Below are 16,206 nucleotides of genomic sequence, written 5' to 3' on the forward strand. Positions count from 1 at the left end.
CTTCTGATATCACTCAATAACTTTTAAATCGGCCTCTAAACGGGGAAGCCCGTTGGCAGGGGGAGAATAGGTAGCGCAACTGCGACTCTAATTTGGCAAGCTTTTTCATCCACCTGCGCCATCGCTCAAGATGTCAAGATAGGCACTGTACGCAAAAACCCGGCCTCGTTTGCGACCTGTGATTTCATTCACGAGCCCAAGGGATTGAAGCTGCCCTAGGGCGGCGTTGACGGTGGGCATGGTCAAAGCAGTTTGTTCCACCGCGACAGCAGCAGTCAGGAACGGGCGGGTCCGCATGAGATCGTGAACTTGCAATACTGACGCGGTTCGGTCCGCTTCCGCCAGGATACGCTCGCGGTCCGCCGCCAAGAGGTTCGCAATGCGGTTCGCCGTATCGAAGGCCTGGTTGGCCGTTTCGGCGATGCCATCAAGGAAGAATTCAAGCCAAGGCTCCCATGCGCCGCGTTCCCGGACTTCTTGCAAGAGGCGGTAATAGTCAGCGCGATGTGTCTTGAAATAGAGCGACAGATAGAGAAGCGGTTGGCGTAAGACGCCTTCGGCACAAAGAAAGAGGGTGATCAGCAATCGTCCGAGCCTGCCGTTGCCGTCCAGAAACGGGTGAATGGTCTCGAATTGCACATGCAGCAATCCGGCCTTTATAAGTGGCGGAATTCCCGGCATATTCGCATGAACAAAGCGCTCCCAATCGCCAAGGCAGGACATCACCTCGTTAGGTGGCGGTGGAACGAACATCGCGTTGCCGGGACGGGTTCCGCCAATCCAGTTTTGCGAGGTGCGAAATTCGCCGGGATTTTGCGCTGCGCCGCGTCCGCTGTTTAGCAACCTGCCATGCATTTCGCGGATGAGGCGCAGAGAGATCGGCAACTTCTCCATCCGATCCAGTCCGTACATCATGGCATCGACGTAATTGGAAACTTCGCGCACATCATCCAGCGGCGCGCCGGCCACGGCATCGGTTTCAAAGCGCAAGAGATCCGACAGAGTGGATTGCGTTCCCTCGATCTGTGAGGACAGTACCGCCTCCTTGCGTACGTACATATAGAGAAAAAGTTCCTTGTTGGGCAGGAGCAGCGAAACGCCGTCAAGCCGCCCAAGCGCCCGCTCCGCGGAACTCAAGCGCGAAAGTAAATGGGAAAGTTCAATCGGTGGTTCCGGCGGCAGCGGCGGCGGTACGAAGGCTCTGACGCGCTCGCCGGCAACAGCCGTTTCGATGAATCTGCCGAGGCGACTGCCAGATTTGTTTGATTCCTGCATGCTGCGCGACTCCGAATGGTCTAAGTTCGGAGATTTAAATAGCAGTCATCATTAATTAAAGAAATGGAATTTTCGTTTATTAAGAATAGTCCTTAACTAAAGTCCGAAAATTTGCGGCGATCGCCTTTCAAGAACCGTCTATCGCCCGATACAGTCGAGAAGGCCTGTTCCGCTCCCCGGCCCAAACGTGAAAACCCGTTGATAGGGGGAGGTCCGGGGGTTTAGTAGGGTGCGGCGGGATTAGCATTGGCCTAGTAGCGTCACGGGTTGAAACGCGTAGCAACCGGGTGACATGATGTGCTATCGTCCTACTAACAAAAGACGAGTCGATCCAAAAGCTTGGATAGTAGGATCCAACACCGTGACACTCCATCTAAATATCTGAAATAATTTCCAAAAAACAATTCGTAATGATGGGGTCACGTGTTCGAGTCACGTAAGCGGCACCATTTTTCCAGCCTCAGCATTTGTTTTTCTGCTCCGGTGGACAGGGGTCAGTTGCGAGGAATATCGGAGAAGTTCCTCTCTCCGATGCCAGACAGGCGAATGGGGGCGTGGTCCTCGAATTTCACGACCAGTTCCAGCTCTCCACCGAGAGCTTCCACATAATCCCTGAGCGTCGAAAGCAGGAAATCGGAACGCTTTTCAAGCTGCGCGACCGATACCTGCTTCTTGCCCATTTTCCTGCCGATATGCTCCTGAGTCAGGTCAAGCGCCTTGCGAAGCTTCTGGAGCGTGTCGTATTCCTCGAGCAGCTCTTTCGCCCGCAGATCGGATGCCGCGATCATATCGGGCGTCATGGTTTCGGCAAAAACGTCTTCCGCGGACTTCGTCATCACTTTTTATCCTTCCTTTTCAACGCGTGCAGATGGGCCTCGTAGCGCCTGTCAGCCGTGTTGATCAGCTTCTTGTAAAATTTCTTTTCGCTCACGCCTGATTTGTCGGCGGCGACGAGAACCACGGCCTTTCGGTCGGGGTCGAACGCGAAGGCAGCCCTCCAGACGCCACCCGCCGCATCAAACCGAAGCTCCTTCATGTTGGCGTAGCACGAACCGTTCAGCGTATCGGCCCGGGGTCGCCCAAGTTCGGGGCCGCGTTCGGCGAGGAGCAACACCATGGCGCGCAGCTCGATCTTCACTTCGCTGTCGAATGTGCGGAAATCGTCAACGAACTCATCGTCAAAAACCACAGTCCATGCCACGCAATATAGCCTTCAGTTTATATAACTTCAAGGCTATAAAATTATCAGGGGCAGGGCTTTCAAGCAACCTTAGATTTAGTGTCGCGTCTCCCTCCACACGTTAAACGAACACGCGGTTGGGAAGCGCCTAGGGGAGCTGCGTTTCACACCAGCGCACTGCTCTTCAAGCGCGTCAGGTCCCGCGTGATTTCCTTGGAGGCTGATTTCAGGACCGGGGCGTAGCGTTCGCAGGCTTCGCGGTGGGAGGAGAAGGCGGAGCGGAAATAGGTGAGGCCGAGGCTGGCGACCACGCGGCCGGAATCGTTGAAGACGGGAACGGCGAGCGTATCGGAATTGCGCGGCTCGACATGGGTGGCGCGGGTGGCGTAGCCGCGGGCCCTGGTCATCGCGACCAGCCGGTTCATCTTCTCCGGGTTGCGGGCAAGCGCGTTTTCCGGATCTTCCGACGTCTGCAGCATGCGCAGGACCAGCCCCAGCTCCTCCTCCTCGGCGAAGGCGAGATAGGCAAGGCCCAGGCCGCGGGTGATCAGCGGCAGGCGCATGTTGACGGTCTTGTGGAACGGCGAGACCGAACTGTCCGGCACGGTCGAAAACCGCACCACCACGGCATCGCGGTCCAGAAGCGCGATCGAGACCGGCCATTGATGCTTGCGGGTGACGGCGACCGCCCAGGGCCGGCCGGCCTCCACCACCATCGGCTCCTTGTGATAGCCCGACGAGAGCGAGGCCACCAGCGCGGAGAGCTGATAGCCGCCGACGCGCGGATCATTCTCCACATAGCCCGCCTGCTCCAGCGTCTTCAGGATGCGCACCAGCGTCGGCTTCGGCAGCCTGGTGCGCTCGTGCAGGCTGGCGATCGAAGTGTAGGGTTGCAGGTTCATTTCCTGCAGCACGCGCAGGCCGCGCTCAATCGAACGAATGCTCACCTCATCCTCCCGGTCAGTGGCGTTTCGTCTGTCGAAACGAGATGGGTTTGCGCGTTGTCGGCGCAAATTGTCAAGCCCTATACCTCTTTCCAGCAAGACAAGGAGACTGGCATGGCAGAGAACGGGGCGGAAAACAGGGAGAAGGCGCGCGCGCTGATGGCGACGATCGACGACGGCGTCGTCGACGGGCTGATGAAGGGGGCGGTGGATCTGCACGTCCATTCCGGCCCCTCCACCATGGCGCGCCAGCTCGATCATTTCCAGGCCGTGGAACAGGCGGCTGCCGCCGGCATGCGCGGCATCATGTTCAAGGATCACCACTATTCGGTGGCCCCCTTCCTGCCGATCATGGAGCGCGTGCTCGGCCACCTGAACGTGGCGATGTATGGCGGGCTGGTGCTCAACAACACCACCGGCGGGCTGAACCCCTACGTGGTCGACGCCCAGCTCAACCAGGGCGCAAAGCTCGTCTGGATGCCGACGGCGCAATCGGCTAACCACATCCGCTCCTCCCACCGCAAGTCCCGCCTTGCCTCCAACGTCCAGCTTAAGAAATCGCCCGGCATCACGGTGCTCGATGCCTATGGCGACATTCTCGATGTCGTGAAGGAAATCCTCGATTCGATCGCCGCCTTCGACGCGATCCTGTCATCGGGGCATCTGCATATCTACGAAATCTGGAAACTGTTCGAGGAGGCGAAGAAGCGCGGCGTCAAGCGGCTTCTGGTCAACCATCCGATGTACGGCCTGCACTTCACCTATCAGGACATCACGGAGCTCGCCCAGTTCGGCGCGCTGATCGAGCAGTCGGCCTGCCTCTATGTGGATTCGCGCTTCAACGTGTTCTCCCCGGAGGAACTGAAGGAGCACATCCTGGCCGCCGGCGTCGAGCATTCCTCGATCGGCTCCGACCTCGGACAGGTGGACAACCCCTCGCCGGTCGAAGGCATGCGCCAGGCAATCAAGCTGCTGCTCGCGCTCGGCTTTTCCGAGGACGAGGTGCGCCTGATGGTGCGCGACAATTCCGCAAAGCTGGTCGGTCTCGACCTCGGCTGAGCCTTCTTTCTCCGTGTGCCGGATGGGCGCCGAAACACGCAAGTAGACATGAAGCCCGCCCGAACAGCAGGAGACTACCGTGAAACTAGGCACGATCAATCATCAGGGACGCCCGGCGCTGGTCGCCCAGAAGGACGGCAAGCCCGTGCTGTTGTCAGAGCTCTATGCGAGCGCCGGCCTTGACGAAGCGCCGCGCTCGATGCTCGATCTGATCGAGGAGGGCAGGCTCGACGAGGTGCGCGCGGCGCTCGAAAAGGGCACGGCCGCGCCGCTCGATGAAGCAGACCTCGACTGGATGCCGCCGCAGCCGCGCCCCTCCAAGGTGCTTGGCGTCGCCTTCAACAATATGGGCATCCGCAAATCCGCCCACCGCGATCCGGGCGTGCCGAACTTCTTTCTGAAGGCGCCGTCCTGCCTGACCGGCCACAACAAGCCCATCATCATGGAAGAACATTTCGGCGAGACCATACCGGAGCTCGAACTTGCCGCGGTGATCGGCAAGCGCTGCCGGAAGGTCACGGTGGAGGAGGCGAAGGATGCGATCTTCGGCTTCACCATCACCAATGACGTCACTTCGCACGGCCTGAAATTCGGCCTCGATTCGATCGCCACCACCCGCGAGAAGGACCTGATCCGCCCGCATCATCTGGCCTGGCGCAACCGCAAGGGCGAGGACGACAACGACGTCTATTTCGTCTACCACACCCGCTCCAAGGCGACCGACACATTCGGCCCGATGGGGCCGTGGATCACCACCGCCGACGAGGTTGAAAACCCCGACGCGCTGGAGGTGAAGGGCTGGTTCGACGGAGAGCCCTTCGCGGTCGATTCGACGGCGAGCTACCGCTTCAAGGTCGCCGAGGTGATCGCCGAGGCGAGCCGCTACTTCACGCTCGAGCCCGGCGACATTATCTGCTTCGGCACCTCGGCCAAGGGCGTCGGCAACTTCCCCAACGGCCACCGTTCGGTCAATATGCACAAGCTTTCCGGTGTCATCGACATCGAGATCGAGGGTCTCGGCCATCTGTCGAACCCGGTCGTGCACGACTGGAAGTAAGCTGAAACGACGCATGGCGCGGCGCCTGCCGCTCCATGCCGGGAGGAGAAGCCATGCGGCTTGTGGAAATTCAGGGCGCCGGGGGACCGGAGGTGCTCGTAATTGTTGACGGGCCGAAGCCCGAACCGAAACCCGGCGAGGTGCTGATCCGGGTGATTGCCGCCGGCGTCAACCGGCCGGATGTCCAGCAGCGGCGCGGCCTCTATCCGCCGCCGCCGGAAGCCTCGCCGGTCCCGGGGCTCGATGTCGCCGGCGAAATCGCCGCGATCGGCGAAGGCGTTGCCGGCTTCAGCGTCGGCGATCCGGTCTGCGCGCTGGTCAATGGCGGCGGCTATGCCGAGTTCTGCACCGTTCCGGCATTGCAATGCATGACGGTGCCGCGCGGCCTCACCTTTATCGAAGCGGCCTCGCTGCCGGAGGTCTATTTCACCGCCTGGAACAATGTCATCTGGCTGGCGCGCCTCGCCGAGGGCGAGAGCCTGCTGGTGCAGGGCGGCACCAGCGGCGTCGGCATGGCGGCGATCCAGATCGCCCGCAAGCTCCGCAACGCCAAGGTGTTCGCCACCGCCGGCAGCGAGGAAAAGCTTGCCGTTTGCCGGGAGATCGGCGCGCAGCACGCCGTCAGCTATCGCGGCGACTGGGCGGCGGAGTTGCGCGCGCTGACCGATGGTTTCGACGTCATTGTCGACGCCCAGGCGGGACCCTACACCCAGAAACAGCTCGATTTGCTTAGGCCCGACGGAAGGCTGGTGTTTCTCGCCAGCCACCAGGGCGAGACGGCGGAGGTCAATATCCGCGCGATCGTGCGCCGCCGGCTGACGCTGACCGGGTCCACGCTGCGCCCCCGACCCGCCGCATACAAAGGCCGGATCGCCACCGAACTGGTGCGCGAGGTCTGGCCGCTTCTCGAAAGCGGCGCAATCCGCACCCGCATCCACAAGGTCTTCGCCTTTGAGGATGTCCGGGCGGCCCATCAATTGATGGACAGCAACGAACAGATCGGCAAGGTTGTGCTCGCTGTTGACGAAGCGCATGCCGGAACGGCGCCGCGCGAAAGGGGAGAAAACTGATGCTGACGGTCGAACACGCCCGCGATCTCGCAAACCATGCCGGAGAACGGCTCGGGCATTCGGAATGGGTGGCGGTGACGCAGGACGCGATTTCGGAGTTCGCGCGGCTGACCGGCGACGATCACTGGATCCATGTCGATGTCGAACGCGCCGCCCGCGAGATGCCCGGCGGCAGGACCATCGCGCACGGGCTTTACCTCGTCGGCCTGATGCCGCGCCTGCAGCGCGATATCTACCGGATCGAGCGGCGCGGGCGCGGGCGCGGGCTCAATTACGGCTATGACAGGATGCGCTTCGTGATGCCGGTGCCGGTGGGAAGCCGCATCCGGCTGGCGCTGACGCTGGTGGAGGCCGAGGCGCATCCGAAGGGCACCCGCATCGTCAATGACGCGGTGATCGAGCTTGATGGTTCGGAGCGCCCGGCGATCGTCGCGCGGCATATCCTGCTGATCGAGGATGCGGCGGCATGAGCGAGGAAGGCGGCCTGATCGCAGCCATTCTTGCCCATGCCGATACCCGGCCGGACGATACGGCGCTTCTTTGCAATGGCGAGGCGGCAAGCTGGCGGCAGTTGCGCGAGGATGTTCTGGCGATCGCCGGCGCGCTTTCGGCTGATGGCGACGTTGGCCGCATCGCGCTTCTCGGCACCGCCGATATCGGGCTCGTCACCGCTTATCTCGCCATCATCGCCGCCGGCGGTTGCGCCGTGCCGCTGCCGGCGTCCGCCCATCCCGATGCGCTTGCCGGCATGCTCGCCGATTGTGATCCGGCGCTGGTGTTCGTGCAGGCAGGCTATGACCTGCCTGAGGCCTATGCCGGGCGTGTGGTGACGCTTGATGAGGATGAGGCGGGCCGCGTACCGGCGGATTTCCGCGCCACCGCCCCGCCCCTTGCAGCGCCCGTCACCGCCGATCCCGATGCGCCGTTCAACATCATCTATTCCTCCGGCACGACCGGACGCGCCAAGGGCATCGTCCATCCCCACCGCATGCGCTACCGCCAGGCGGCGCGCACGCTGTTCGGGCTCGATGCCGCGTCCACCATGCTGCTCGCCACCCCGCTCTATTCCAACACCACGCTGATGCCGATGCTGTCGGCGCTGTTCCATGGCGCGCGCGTCGCGCTGATGCCGAAATTCGATGCCGAACGCTATCTCGATCTCGCCGAAAGCCTCGGAGCCACGCATACCATGCTGGTGCCGGTGCAATATCAGCGCATTCTTGCGGCGGACAGTTTCGGACGACGCGACTTTTCCGCCTTCAGGGTCAAGCAATCCACCGGGGCGCCGCTGCCGGCCGCCGCCAAGCGCGCCCTTATCGACACCTGGCCGGGCGATTTCTTCGAGGTCTATGGCCTCACGGAAGGCGGCTGTACCGCCATCCTCGATGCCGCGCGTTATCCCGACAAGGCTCATACGGTCGGCAAGCCTGCCGCCGGCAACACGATCCGCATCATCGACGACAATGGCAATGACGTGAAACAGGGCGAGCGCGGCGAGATCATCGGCCGCTCGGCGATGATGATGTCCGGCTATTTCCGCAATGACGAGGCCAACCGCGCCTTCTACTGGCGGGACCGCGACGGCACGCTCTATCATCGTACCGGCGATATCGGCATGTTCGACGAGGACGGGTTCCTGGTGCTGCTCGACCGCAAGAAGGACATGATCATCTCCGGCGGCTTCAACATCTACGCCTCGGACCTGGAGGAGAAGCTGCTGTCGCATCCCGGCGTGCTGGAAGCGGCGGTGATCGCGATCCCGAGCGAGAAATGGGGCGAGACGCCGCTCGGCTTTGTCGTGGCGAAGGCGGGTGCGGCGCTCGACCCGGATGCGCTCCGCGACTGGGTCAACGCACGGCTCGGGCGGATGCAGAAGATCTCAGCCGTCGAAATCCGCGACGCGCTGCCCCGCAATTCCGGCGGCAAGGTGCTGAAGCAGGAATTGAAAAACCCTTATTGGGAGAAGGCGTCATGAGCGACATTTTGCCGGTTCGGCCCCGCGTCGCCATCATCACCGGCGCTTCCGGCGGCATCGGCCGGGCGACCGCCGAACGGCTGGCGGCGCTCGGCGCGTCGGTCGTGATCGGCTATCACGGCAACCGCGACAGGGCCGAGGCGCTGGCCGCCGCGCTGCCGGGCGAGGGGCATATGCCGCTCCGCATCGCAATCGAGGAGCCGGCCAGCATCGCGGCGTCCGTCGCCGCGGTCGAGGCCCGTTTCGGCGCGGTCGATCTGCTGGTCAATAATGGCGGAACCACCGAGGTTGTGCCGGCAAACGATCTCGATGGGCTCACCGATGACCTGTTCGACCGGATCACGCGCGTGAACCTCCGCGGCCCCTTCGCCATGGTCCGCGCCTTCCGCCCGCTGCTTGCGCGCGGGCAAGACGCGGCGGTGGTCAATGTCTCCTCGATTGCCGCGCGCACCGGGGTTGGCAGCAACCTCGCCTATTGCGCGGCCAAGGCCGGGCTCGATTCGCTCACCATCGGCCTTGCCAAGGCGCTGGCGCCGGATATCCGGGTGTTCTCGGTCTCGCCCGCCGGCGTCGACACCGGTTTCGTGCCGGGCCGCCCGCGCGAAAAGCTGGAGGCGATGGCCAAAACGCTGCCGCTCCAGCGGATCACCACGCCCGACGACGTCGCCCGCGCCATCATCGCCTGCGCCACCCTCCTCACCAGCTCCACCGGCATCATCGTGCCCGTGGACGAGGGCCGGCATCTCTAAGGCGGCATCCCCCGAACCCGGCAGGACACCAGCCGCACAGCCCCCCAATCTTCTCGCCCCGGAGGGGAGAGATGCCCCGAAAGGGGCAGTGAGGGGGGAGTCTATCCCCGCGAACGCCCTCACGAGACGAGATGCTGCGCCACCCTCACTCCCCTTTCGGGGGTATCTCTCCCGCAAGCGGGAGAAAATGTTGGGGGTATGCTTCAGAAACATAAGCGATTGATCGGCCTCGAGAGAGACGCCTCAGCGCCCTTATACGCACCCGTCAGCCCAGACCGACGCTGGGTTCCTTCACACCAAGCCCATGCGGATCGTCGACCATCGGCCAGATGTCGCGCCGTGCATATTTATAGGCGGTGAGCTTCGGATTGTTGGGATACGGCGTGCCGGCAGCGCAATAGATGATCTCGCCGGAAATCCGCGAAAACGCCGCGTGGAAATGATTGGTCGACTTGATGACCAGAATGTCCTTTTTAAGCGGATCGATGCCCATCGCGGTAAACAGCGAGGGGTCGTAGCTCTGGGCGCGCACGGTGTTGAGAATGATCTTGATGCCCTCAAGGCGCACCGTCACCGCCGGGCCGAACGGCACGATGCTGTCGCCGAAGCGCATTTCGGCATGCGGGTTGATCCTTTCCACCCGCACGGTGCCGTCGATCGGCGCGCCGGTGCCGGGCGCCGATTTGGCGCCGATGCGCAGCGGGATTTCCGCGCCCTCGCCGGCAGCCATGGCGATGGCGACGGCGACCGGATCCCAGATCGTGCCGACCGCGGTGTTGGTTGCCCCCTGGCGCAGCAGTTCGGCCAGCACCACCGTGGCGTCGCCCGCCGTGCCGCCGCCGGGATTGTCCCACATATCGGCGATCACCACCGGATGGTTTTTCGATTGCAGCGCCTGGCGCACGGCCTGGCGCTCGTCGATCTCCGGCATGCGGAAGGTGCCGCGCTTTTCGAAAAGCGCCATGCCGAGCTCGCGCGCCAGCCTTTCGCCCTTTTGCCTGTTGCCATCGGTGACGGCGATCATCTTCGTGCCCATTTCCGGCACGTCGCCGGCCATGAAGCCGTGGATCACCGACAGCGACAGGATTTCCGGGTCGGCCTTTTCCATCGATATCAGCCGGTCGACGAAGCCGCGCATCGGGTCGCGCGAGGTCGGAAACACATCGATCATGCGACAGTCGAACACCGACATCACCGGCTTCACCCGGCCTTCCAGCGTATCGAGCGCGATCCGCCACAGATCGCCGGCGCGCTCGACGAAATCGGTATGGGGGAATTCCTTGAAGGCGACGAAGAAATCGGCGGCCGCGACCCGCTTCGCCGTCAGGTGGCTGTGCGGATCGAGCTCGGCGCAGACCAGCACGTTCGGCCCGACCATATCCCTGATACGCGTCAAGAGATCGCCCTCGGGGTCTTGATAGCCGGCAGCCACCATCGCCCCGTGCAGGCCGAGCACGACGGCGTCGACGGGAAGCGCGGCGCGCAACTGGTCAAGGATTTCGTCGCGCAGACCCTCATAGGCCTGGCGGTTGACGAGGCCGGCGGGATCGGCCCAGGCGGCGCTGCCTTCGATCAGTTCGAAACCGTGCTCGCGCGCAAAGGCGCGGCCGACCGTGATCGGCGCGGTGCAGAGCGTCGGGGTTTCGGGATGGCCGCCGGGCGGGGCGTAGAACGAGGCGATAAAGGCGGAGCGATCAATGCAGATCGGCGAAAACGTGTTCGATTCCGTTGCCAGCGCCGCCGTGAATATCCGCATTGTCCGTTCCTCCCCGCCGTCTGTCCGATCTAGAACGGATGCGGCAGGTAGCCGGTAAAGCCGGCGATCTTCCAGCTTCCGTCTTCGCGCCGACAGTAATAAAGCGTCTGCCAGTTCATGCCGTCAAATCCGCCATCGGCGCGTTTGATGCCGCCGTCAAACTTCTTGCGCACCAGCGCGCTGTCACCGGAAATCTCGATCTCCTCAAGCCGGGTGGCGTTGAAGATCGCCGTGCGCGGATCGTCGGCATATTGGCCCTTGGCGAAGTCCTGCGCCTGGCGCAGCCATTCATCGCGGTAATGGTCAAGATCGGGAAAGCCGAGCCGCCAGTCATCCGGGTTGCGCTGCCGCCCGGCATCAAGCGCGAAAAAGCCGACCGTGACGAAATCATCGGCGACCATCGACCAGTCGGCGGCAAGAAAGGCATCGATATCGCGCGGCATCAGCATCTCCCATATCGCGCGCCGGTCTTGATCGGAGAAGGGGTTGGCGAAGGGATCACGCATTTTGGGCCGTCTATCTAAATTTTTTTCGTGAATGGGGATTTTCTCTAGCCAGAATTCCGTTTTTATGGTGCCATGTCAACGAATAAAGAAAATAATTTGCATAGAGCATCGGGCGAAAAAGTGGAATCCGGTTTTTCGATAACCCGATGCGTCAAAACAAAGAGCCCGACCATCCTGAAACTTTGCGATAAGCTGGCTCGGATTCAGGAACGGCGCCTGGCGCCGGTATTAGGGAGAGTGTCGCAGGATATGGATATTTTCGCGGTTCTACAGGAGCAGCAGGACCAGTTTTCGCAGGCCGAGAAGCGCATCTGCGATATCCTGCTCAATGATTTCGATTTCGCGGTCAACGCCTCGATCGTGGAGCTCGCCGAACGCGCCGGCGTTTCCGCGCCGACGGTGACGCGCTTCTGCCGTCGCCTGTCCTGCCAGAACTTCGCTGATTTCAAGGTTCAGCTCGCCAAGACCGCCTATGTCGGCGTGCGCTATCTCAATCCGGAGGCCAGAAGCTCCGGCGCGTCCGAAGTCGCCGCCGATGTCGTCACCAAGGCGCAGAACGCCCTGTTCCTGATGCACCGCGCGCTCGATCTCGAAGCCGTCGAGAGGGCGTCCGCCATGATCGCCGATGCGCGGATGATCTACGCCTTCGGCGCGGGCGGCAATTCCTCGATGATCGCCGCGGAGCTGCAGAACCGGCTGTTCCGGCTCGGCAAGCAGATCACCGCCAGCGCCGACCATTCGATGCAGCTGATGATGACGGCCGCCGCCGGAGCCGAGGATCTGATCGTCGTTTCCTCGTTTTCCGGCCGCAACCACGAGCTTGCCCGCACGCTGGAGATCGCCAGGCGCGCGGGGCTAAAGACGGTGGCGCTGACCCAGAGCGACAGCATCGTCGCCAAGGCCGCCGCTTGCGTCATCGGCATCGACCTGCCGGAGGGCGAAAACATCTTCCGCCCGACCTCGACCCGTTTTGCCTATATGGCGGTGATCGACATTCTCGCCAATCTGGTCGCCTACCGCACCCGCGACCATGCCGCCGTCACGCTCCGCAACATCAAAACCCAGCTCGTCCTTCACCGCGACAAGGAAGACAGTCAGCTTCTCGGCGACTGACTTTTTTCGTGCGGCAACACCACGCATAAACCGGCAACATCACGCATAAACAAAGAGGGGTCCATGACCAACGTCGCGTCCAGTTCCGCATTCCGTCTCGAAAATTCATGGCGTCCGGTGGAAGGCGACCCGACCGGGGCCTTCGATTTCCGCCTCTTCAATCTCTCCGACGCGGCGATTTCCGGGTTTTCGCTGGCCTATACCTCGCTCACCCGGGTGAGCGGCGCGTCGCGGTTCGAAAACGCGGACTTCATCGAGCGCAACGCCAATTACCACGCCTTCAAGGCGCCGGAAGGCCTCGTGCTTCAGCCCGGCGAGAGCTGGACGTTTTCGGTGGTCGGGCTGACGCGTCCGGCAAAACACCGCACCGATGGCGCGAAGTCCGCTTTCCTGATCCTCGATGATGACCGGTATGTCGATGTCGCCTGCGACGACCTGATGGTTTCCGGTGGCGTGGCCGAGCGTCCGAAACCGCTGCTGCCGGAGGGCAAGTTCGAGGAGCCGTGGTTCATCCTGCCCTGGCCGGCAGCGCTCTCGCTGGTCCCGGCGGAGACGCCGCCGGTGGCGCTTTATCCTGCCGAAGGAACGCCGCTTGATGCGGTCAGATCGGTCGACAGCGTGACCGCGCTGTTTTCGCGCCTGTTTGAAAGCGGCCATGTGCCTTTCAGCCTCGCCCCGGTCGAAGGCGGCAAGGAGATGGCGTTCGAGACCGATGCGAGTATGGGAAAAGAATCCTATGCCATCGGCTTCGGCGATACGATCACCATCCGGGCTGCGACCGCCACCGGCCGCCAATACGCGCTGACCGTGCTGGCGCAGATGCTGTCGGCCGCCCGCGAGAAAGGGTCGGCGTTCCGCTTCCCGGCCTCCGGCACGATTGAGGACGCGCCGCGCTATGGCTGGCGCGGCACCCATCTCGATGTCTCGCGCCAGTTCTATGAGACCGCCGATGTGCTGCGTCTTCTGGATATCCTCGCCTGGCACCGGATGAACATCTTCCATTGGCACCTGACCGATGACGAGGCCTGGCGGCTGGAGATCAAGGCATATCCGGAACTGACCGGCATCGGCGCGACCCGCGCGCCCGGCACGAAAATGCCGCCGCAGCTTGGCAATGGCGCCGAGCCGGTGCGCGGCTTCTATAGCCAGGACGAGGTCCGCGAAGTGGTTGCGCACGCGGCCGCGCTCGCCATCGAGGTCATTCCGGAAGTCGATATTCCCGGCCATTCGACTGCGGCGCTTGCCGCCCTTCCCGAGCTTGCCGACGGGCAGGAGGCGCCGGAAAGCTATCATTCGGTCCAGGGTTTTCCGAACAACGCGCTGAACCCGGCGATCGAGGAGACCTATGTGTTTCTCGGCAAGGTGTTCGACGAAATGGTCGAGTTGTTTCCCGCCCGCTACATCCATATCGGCGGCGACGAGGTGGCCGACAACACCTGGCTTGCCTCTCCGCTCGCCCGGGCGTTGATGGAGAAGGAAGGCATCGACGGCACGTTCGGCCTGCAGTCCTACTTCATGAAGCGCATCCAGAAGATGCTCGCCGAACGCGGCAAGACGCTGGCCGGCTGGGATGAGGTCTCCCATGGCGGCGGCGTCGAACGCGACGGCACGCTGCTGATGGCATGGCAGAAACCCGAGGTCGGCATCGCGCTCGCCAGGGACGGCTACGACGTGGTGATGACGCCGGGCCAGGCCTATTATCTCGACATGGTGCAGGACGAGGCGTTTCAGGAGCCGGGCGCAAGCTGGGCCGGCACCGTGCCGCCCGAGCATAGCTACACTTACGAGGCCGAGGGTGATTTTCCCGAGGAACTGAAGGCGCGGATGCGCGGCGTCCAATCCTGCATTTGGAGCGAACACTTCCTGTCGCGCGGCTATTTCAACCATCTGGTCTTCCCGCGCATTTCGGCGGTGGCCGAGGCCGGCTGGACGCCGAAGGCGCGCAAGAACTGGCTGCGGTTTGCAGCCCTTGCCCCCAAAACCCCGAAATTGTGAGGCGGCCATGACTTTCAGGATCGCTGTCGGCGGCATCCACACCGAATGCTCGACCGGCAATCCGGCGCTGATGACGGTGGAAAACTTCCGCGTTCTCGAAGGCGACGCATTGCCGAAGGCGGATTACTTCAGCTTCCTGCGGGAGGCGGACAATGTCGAAATCCTGCCGCTTCTCCATGCCCGCGCCGTGCCCGGCGGGCCGGTATCGGTTGAAACCTATCGGGCCTTCAAGGCCGATTTCCTGAAGCGTCTTCAGGCCAGCCTGCCGCTCGACGGTCTCTATCTCGCCATGCATGGCGCGATGAATGTCGACGGCATGGACGATGCCGAGGCCGACTGGATCTCGGCCGCGCGGGAGGTGGTCGGCGCGGCCTGCCCGATCGCCGTTTCCTACGATCTCCACGGCAATGTCAGCCAGACGATTATCGACCAGATCGACATCTTCGCGGCCTATCGCACCGCGCCGCATATCGATGTGCGCGAAACCATGGTCCGGGCCTATTCGATGCTGGTGAAATCGCTCGAGACCGGGATGCGCCCCGGCGTGATCTGGGCCCCGGTGCCGGTGCTTTTGCCCGGTGAGCGGACTTCGACCGAGGACGAGCCCGCCGCCTCGCTCTACCGCAAGCTGCCGGCCTTTGATGCGCGTGAGGGCATCTGGGACGCCAATCTGATGGTCGGCTATGTCTGGGCCGACGAGCCGCGCGCCACCGCTTGCGCCGTGGTGACGGCAATCGATTGGGTCGCGGCGGAAAAGGCGGCGGCAGAAATCGCGTTGTCCTACTGGGATGCCCGCGCAGACTTCGCCTTCGGTCCCGTCACCGGCTCGCTGGAAGAGATGCTGGACATCGCCGAAAAGGCGGACACGAAACCCGTCATCCTCGCCGATTCTGGCGACAATCCCACCGGCGGCGGGGTCGGCGACCGCGCCGACGTGCTTGTCGCGCTGATCGCGCGCGGCTTCAAGGGCGCCCTGATCGCCGGGATCGCCGACCGGCCGGCGGTGGAGGATTGTTTCGCCGCCGGCAAGGGCGCGGTGCTCGATCTTTTCATCGGCGGCACGCTCGATGACAAGAGCCCGTCGGCGACCGCGACGGCCAGGATCATCCGTCTTGACGATCCGGCGGGCCCCGACGAGCGGCAGGCCGTGGTCGAGACCGGCGGCATCACCATCGTGTTGTCGGCGCGCCGGCGTCCCTACCACAATATCGCGGATTTCACCCAGCTCGGCCTTGATCCCAAAGCCTTCCGGCTGCTGGTGGTCAAGTCCGGCTATCTTTCGCCCGAGCTCGCGCCGATCGCCAATCCGAACCTGATGGCGCTCACCGATGGCGCGGTCAACCAGGATATCGAGGCCCTGCCCAACCAAAGGCGGCGCGGGCCATGCTACCCGTTCCAGCGCGATTTCGCCTATGCGCCTGAGCCGCACCCCTCGAAGCGGTGGAGGGCGGCACATGACGGCGGGGAATAAGCCATGGGCATCCCGGCGCTGAATCGTCACGGGCGCTGCCTGCCGACAACAGCGAG

At 63.0% G+C, this 16,206-nt stretch carries 15 protein-coding genes; 9 read left to right on the forward strand and 6 right to left on the reverse strand.

From position 1 onward, the window contains the following. Positions 1 to 105: 105 nt before the first annotated feature. The 4 genes from K7H91_RS23015 to K7H91_RS23030 all read right to left on the reverse strand — a co-directional run bounded on the left by K7H91_RS23015 (position 106) and on the right by K7H91_RS23030 (position 3,402). The gene (locus K7H91_RS23015; protein ID WP_230722529.1) at positions 106 to 1,275 is read right to left on the reverse strand and encodes a Fic family protein; all 1,170 of its coding nucleotides are present in this window, start codon (positions 1,273 to 1,275) and stop codon (positions 106 to 108) included. 494 nt (positions 1,276 to 1,769) lie between these two features. Continuing rightward, positions 1,770 to 2,111: an XRE family transcriptional regulator gene (locus tag K7H91_RS23020; RefSeq protein WP_230722530.1), complete on the reverse strand. Its 342-nt coding sequence runs from the start codon at positions 2,109 to 2,111 to the stop codon at positions 1,770 to 1,772. Then, positions 2,111 to 2,476: a type II toxin-antitoxin system RelE/ParE family toxin gene (locus tag K7H91_RS23025; protein ID WP_419197517.1), complete on the reverse strand. Its 366-nt coding sequence runs from the start codon at positions 2,474 to 2,476 to the stop codon at positions 2,111 to 2,113. Before K7H91_RS23025 ends, K7H91_RS23020 begins: the two co-directional genes overlap by 1 nt. A gap of 143 nt (positions 2,477 to 2,619) precedes the next feature. Further along, positions 2,620 to 3,402: a DNA-binding transcriptional regulator gene (locus tag K7H91_RS23030; protein WP_230722531.1), complete on the reverse strand. Its 783-nt coding sequence runs from the start codon at positions 3,400 to 3,402 to the stop codon at positions 2,620 to 2,622. 111 nt (positions 3,403 to 3,513) lie between these two features. Here K7H91_RS23030 and K7H91_RS23035 point away from each other — a divergent pair, with 111 nt between their 5' ends. The 6 genes from K7H91_RS23035 to K7H91_RS23060 all read left to right on the forward strand — a co-directional run bounded on the left by K7H91_RS23035 (position 3,514) and on the right by K7H91_RS23060 (position 9,309). Next, complete coding sequence (locus K7H91_RS23035) at positions 3,514 to 4,458, forward strand: DUF6282 family protein (protein WP_051085122.1); 945 nt, start codon at positions 3,514 to 3,516, stop codon at positions 4,456 to 4,458. 79 nt (positions 4,459 to 4,537) lie between these two features. Further along, positions 4,538 to 5,515 carry a fumarylacetoacetate hydrolase family protein gene (locus tag K7H91_RS23040; protein ID WP_230722532.1) on the forward strand — a complete coding sequence of 326 codons (978 nt, stop codon included), beginning with the start codon at positions 4,538 to 4,540 and terminating at the stop codon, positions 5,513 to 5,515. 53 nt (positions 5,516 to 5,568) lie between these two features. Beyond that, positions 5,569 to 6,585, forward strand: a complete 1,017-nt coding sequence (locus K7H91_RS23045; protein ID WP_230722533.1) for an NAD(P)H-quinone oxidoreductase — start codon at positions 5,569 to 5,571, stop codon at positions 6,583 to 6,585. Beyond that, positions 6,585 to 7,055 (forward strand): MaoC family dehydratase, encoded by a 471-nt coding sequence (locus K7H91_RS23050; protein WP_230722534.1) that lies wholly within the window; start codon positions 6,585 to 6,587, stop codon positions 7,053 to 7,055. Before K7H91_RS23045 ends, K7H91_RS23050 begins: the two co-directional genes overlap by 1 nt. Further along, entirely contained in the window at positions 7,052 to 8,560 is a 1,509-nt protein-coding gene (locus K7H91_RS23055) for a class I adenylate-forming enzyme family protein (protein WP_230722535.1), read from the forward strand. Before K7H91_RS23050 ends, K7H91_RS23055 begins: the two co-directional genes overlap by 4 nt. Beyond that, complete coding sequence (locus tag K7H91_RS23060) at positions 8,557 to 9,309, forward strand: SDR family NAD(P)-dependent oxidoreductase (RefSeq protein ID WP_230722536.1); 753 nt, start codon at positions 8,557 to 8,559, stop codon at positions 9,307 to 9,309. The genes K7H91_RS23055 and K7H91_RS23060 overlap by 4 nt, the downstream gene beginning before the upstream one ends. Positions 9,310 to 9,574: 265 nt before the next feature. Here the strand turns inward: K7H91_RS23060 and K7H91_RS23065 are convergent, their stop codons facing one another. Together K7H91_RS23065 and K7H91_RS23070 are read right to left on the reverse strand one after the other, a co-directional pair. Next, positions 9,575 to 11,065: a M81 family metallopeptidase gene (locus K7H91_RS23065; RefSeq protein WP_230722537.1), complete on the reverse strand. Its 1,491-nt coding sequence runs from the start codon at positions 11,063 to 11,065 to the stop codon at positions 9,575 to 9,577. A gap of 29 nt (positions 11,066 to 11,094) precedes the next feature. After that, on the reverse strand, positions 11,095 to 11,571 hold the full coding sequence (locus K7H91_RS23070; protein ID WP_230722538.1) for a hypothetical protein: 477 nt from the start codon (positions 11,569 to 11,571) through the stop codon (positions 11,095 to 11,097). A 249-nt stretch (positions 11,572 to 11,820) separates the two neighbouring features. On the opposite strand from K7H91_RS23070, the gene K7H91_RS23075 reads away from it, so the two are divergent. From K7H91_RS23075 to K7H91_RS23085, 3 genes are all read left to right on the forward strand, one after another. Beyond that, positions 11,821 to 12,684: a MurR/RpiR family transcriptional regulator gene (locus K7H91_RS23075; protein ID WP_230722539.1), complete on the forward strand. Its 864-nt coding sequence runs from the start codon at positions 11,821 to 11,823 to the stop codon at positions 12,682 to 12,684. A 63-nt stretch (positions 12,685 to 12,747) separates the two neighbouring features. Continuing rightward, positions 12,748 to 14,679, forward strand: coding sequence for a beta-N-acetylhexosaminidase (locus K7H91_RS23080; protein ID WP_230722540.1), 1,932 nt, complete (start codon positions 12,748 to 12,750; stop codon positions 14,677 to 14,679). Positions 14,680 to 14,686: 7 nt separating this feature from the next. Next, positions 14,687 to 16,150: a M81 family metallopeptidase gene (locus K7H91_RS23085; RefSeq protein ID WP_230722541.1), complete on the forward strand. Its 1,464-nt coding sequence runs from the start codon at positions 14,687 to 14,689 to the stop codon at positions 16,148 to 16,150. The last annotated feature ends 56 nt before the right edge of the window (positions 16,151 to 16,206 follow it).

This window comes from Martelella mediterranea, assembly GCF_021021415.1.
Lineage (GTDB): Bacteria > Pseudomonadota > Alphaproteobacteria > Rhizobiales > Rhizobiaceae > Martelella > Martelella mediterranea_C.

Coding starts and splice junctions, on each gene's coding strand:
- K7H91_RS23080 (WP_230722540.1), top strand. CDS start 12,748: ATGACCAACGTCGCGTCCAGTTCCGCATTCCGTCTCGAAAATTCATGG.
- K7H91_RS23045 (WP_230722533.1), top strand. CDS start 5,569: ATGCGGCTTGTGGAAATTCAGGGCGCCGGGGGACCGGAGGTGCTCGTA.
- K7H91_RS23050 (WP_230722534.1), top strand. CDS start 6,585: ATGCTGACGGTCGAACACGCCCGCGATCTCGCAAACCATGCCGGAGAA.
- K7H91_RS23020 (WP_230722530.1), bottom strand. CDS start 2,111: ATGACGAAGTCCGCGGAAGACGTTTTTGCCGAAACCATGACGCCCGAT.
- K7H91_RS23060 (WP_230722536.1), top strand. CDS start 8,557: ATGAGCGACATTTTGCCGGTTCGGCCCCGCGTCGCCATCATCACCGGC.
- K7H91_RS23015 (WP_230722529.1), bottom strand. CDS start 1,275: ATGCAGGAATCAAACAAATCTGGCAGTCGCCTCGGCAGATTCATCGAA.
- K7H91_RS23070 (WP_230722538.1), bottom strand. CDS start 11,571: ATGCGTGATCCCTTCGCCAACCCCTTCTCCGATCAAGACCGGCGCGCG.
- K7H91_RS23055 (WP_230722535.1), top strand. CDS start 7,052: ATGAGCGAGGAAGGCGGCCTGATCGCAGCCATTCTTGCCCATGCCGAT.
- K7H91_RS23065 (WP_230722537.1), bottom strand. CDS start 11,065: ATGCGGATATTCACGGCGGCGCTGGCAACGGAATCGAACACGTTTTCG.
- K7H91_RS23075 (WP_230722539.1), top strand. CDS start 11,821: ATGGATATTTTCGCGGTTCTACAGGAGCAGCAGGACCAGTTTTCGCAG.
- K7H91_RS23085 (WP_230722541.1), top strand. CDS start 14,687: ATGACTTTCAGGATCGCTGTCGGCGGCATCCACACCGAATGCTCGACC.
- K7H91_RS23035 (WP_051085122.1), top strand. CDS start 3,514: ATGGCAGAGAACGGGGCGGAAAACAGGGAGAAGGCGCGCGCGCTGATG.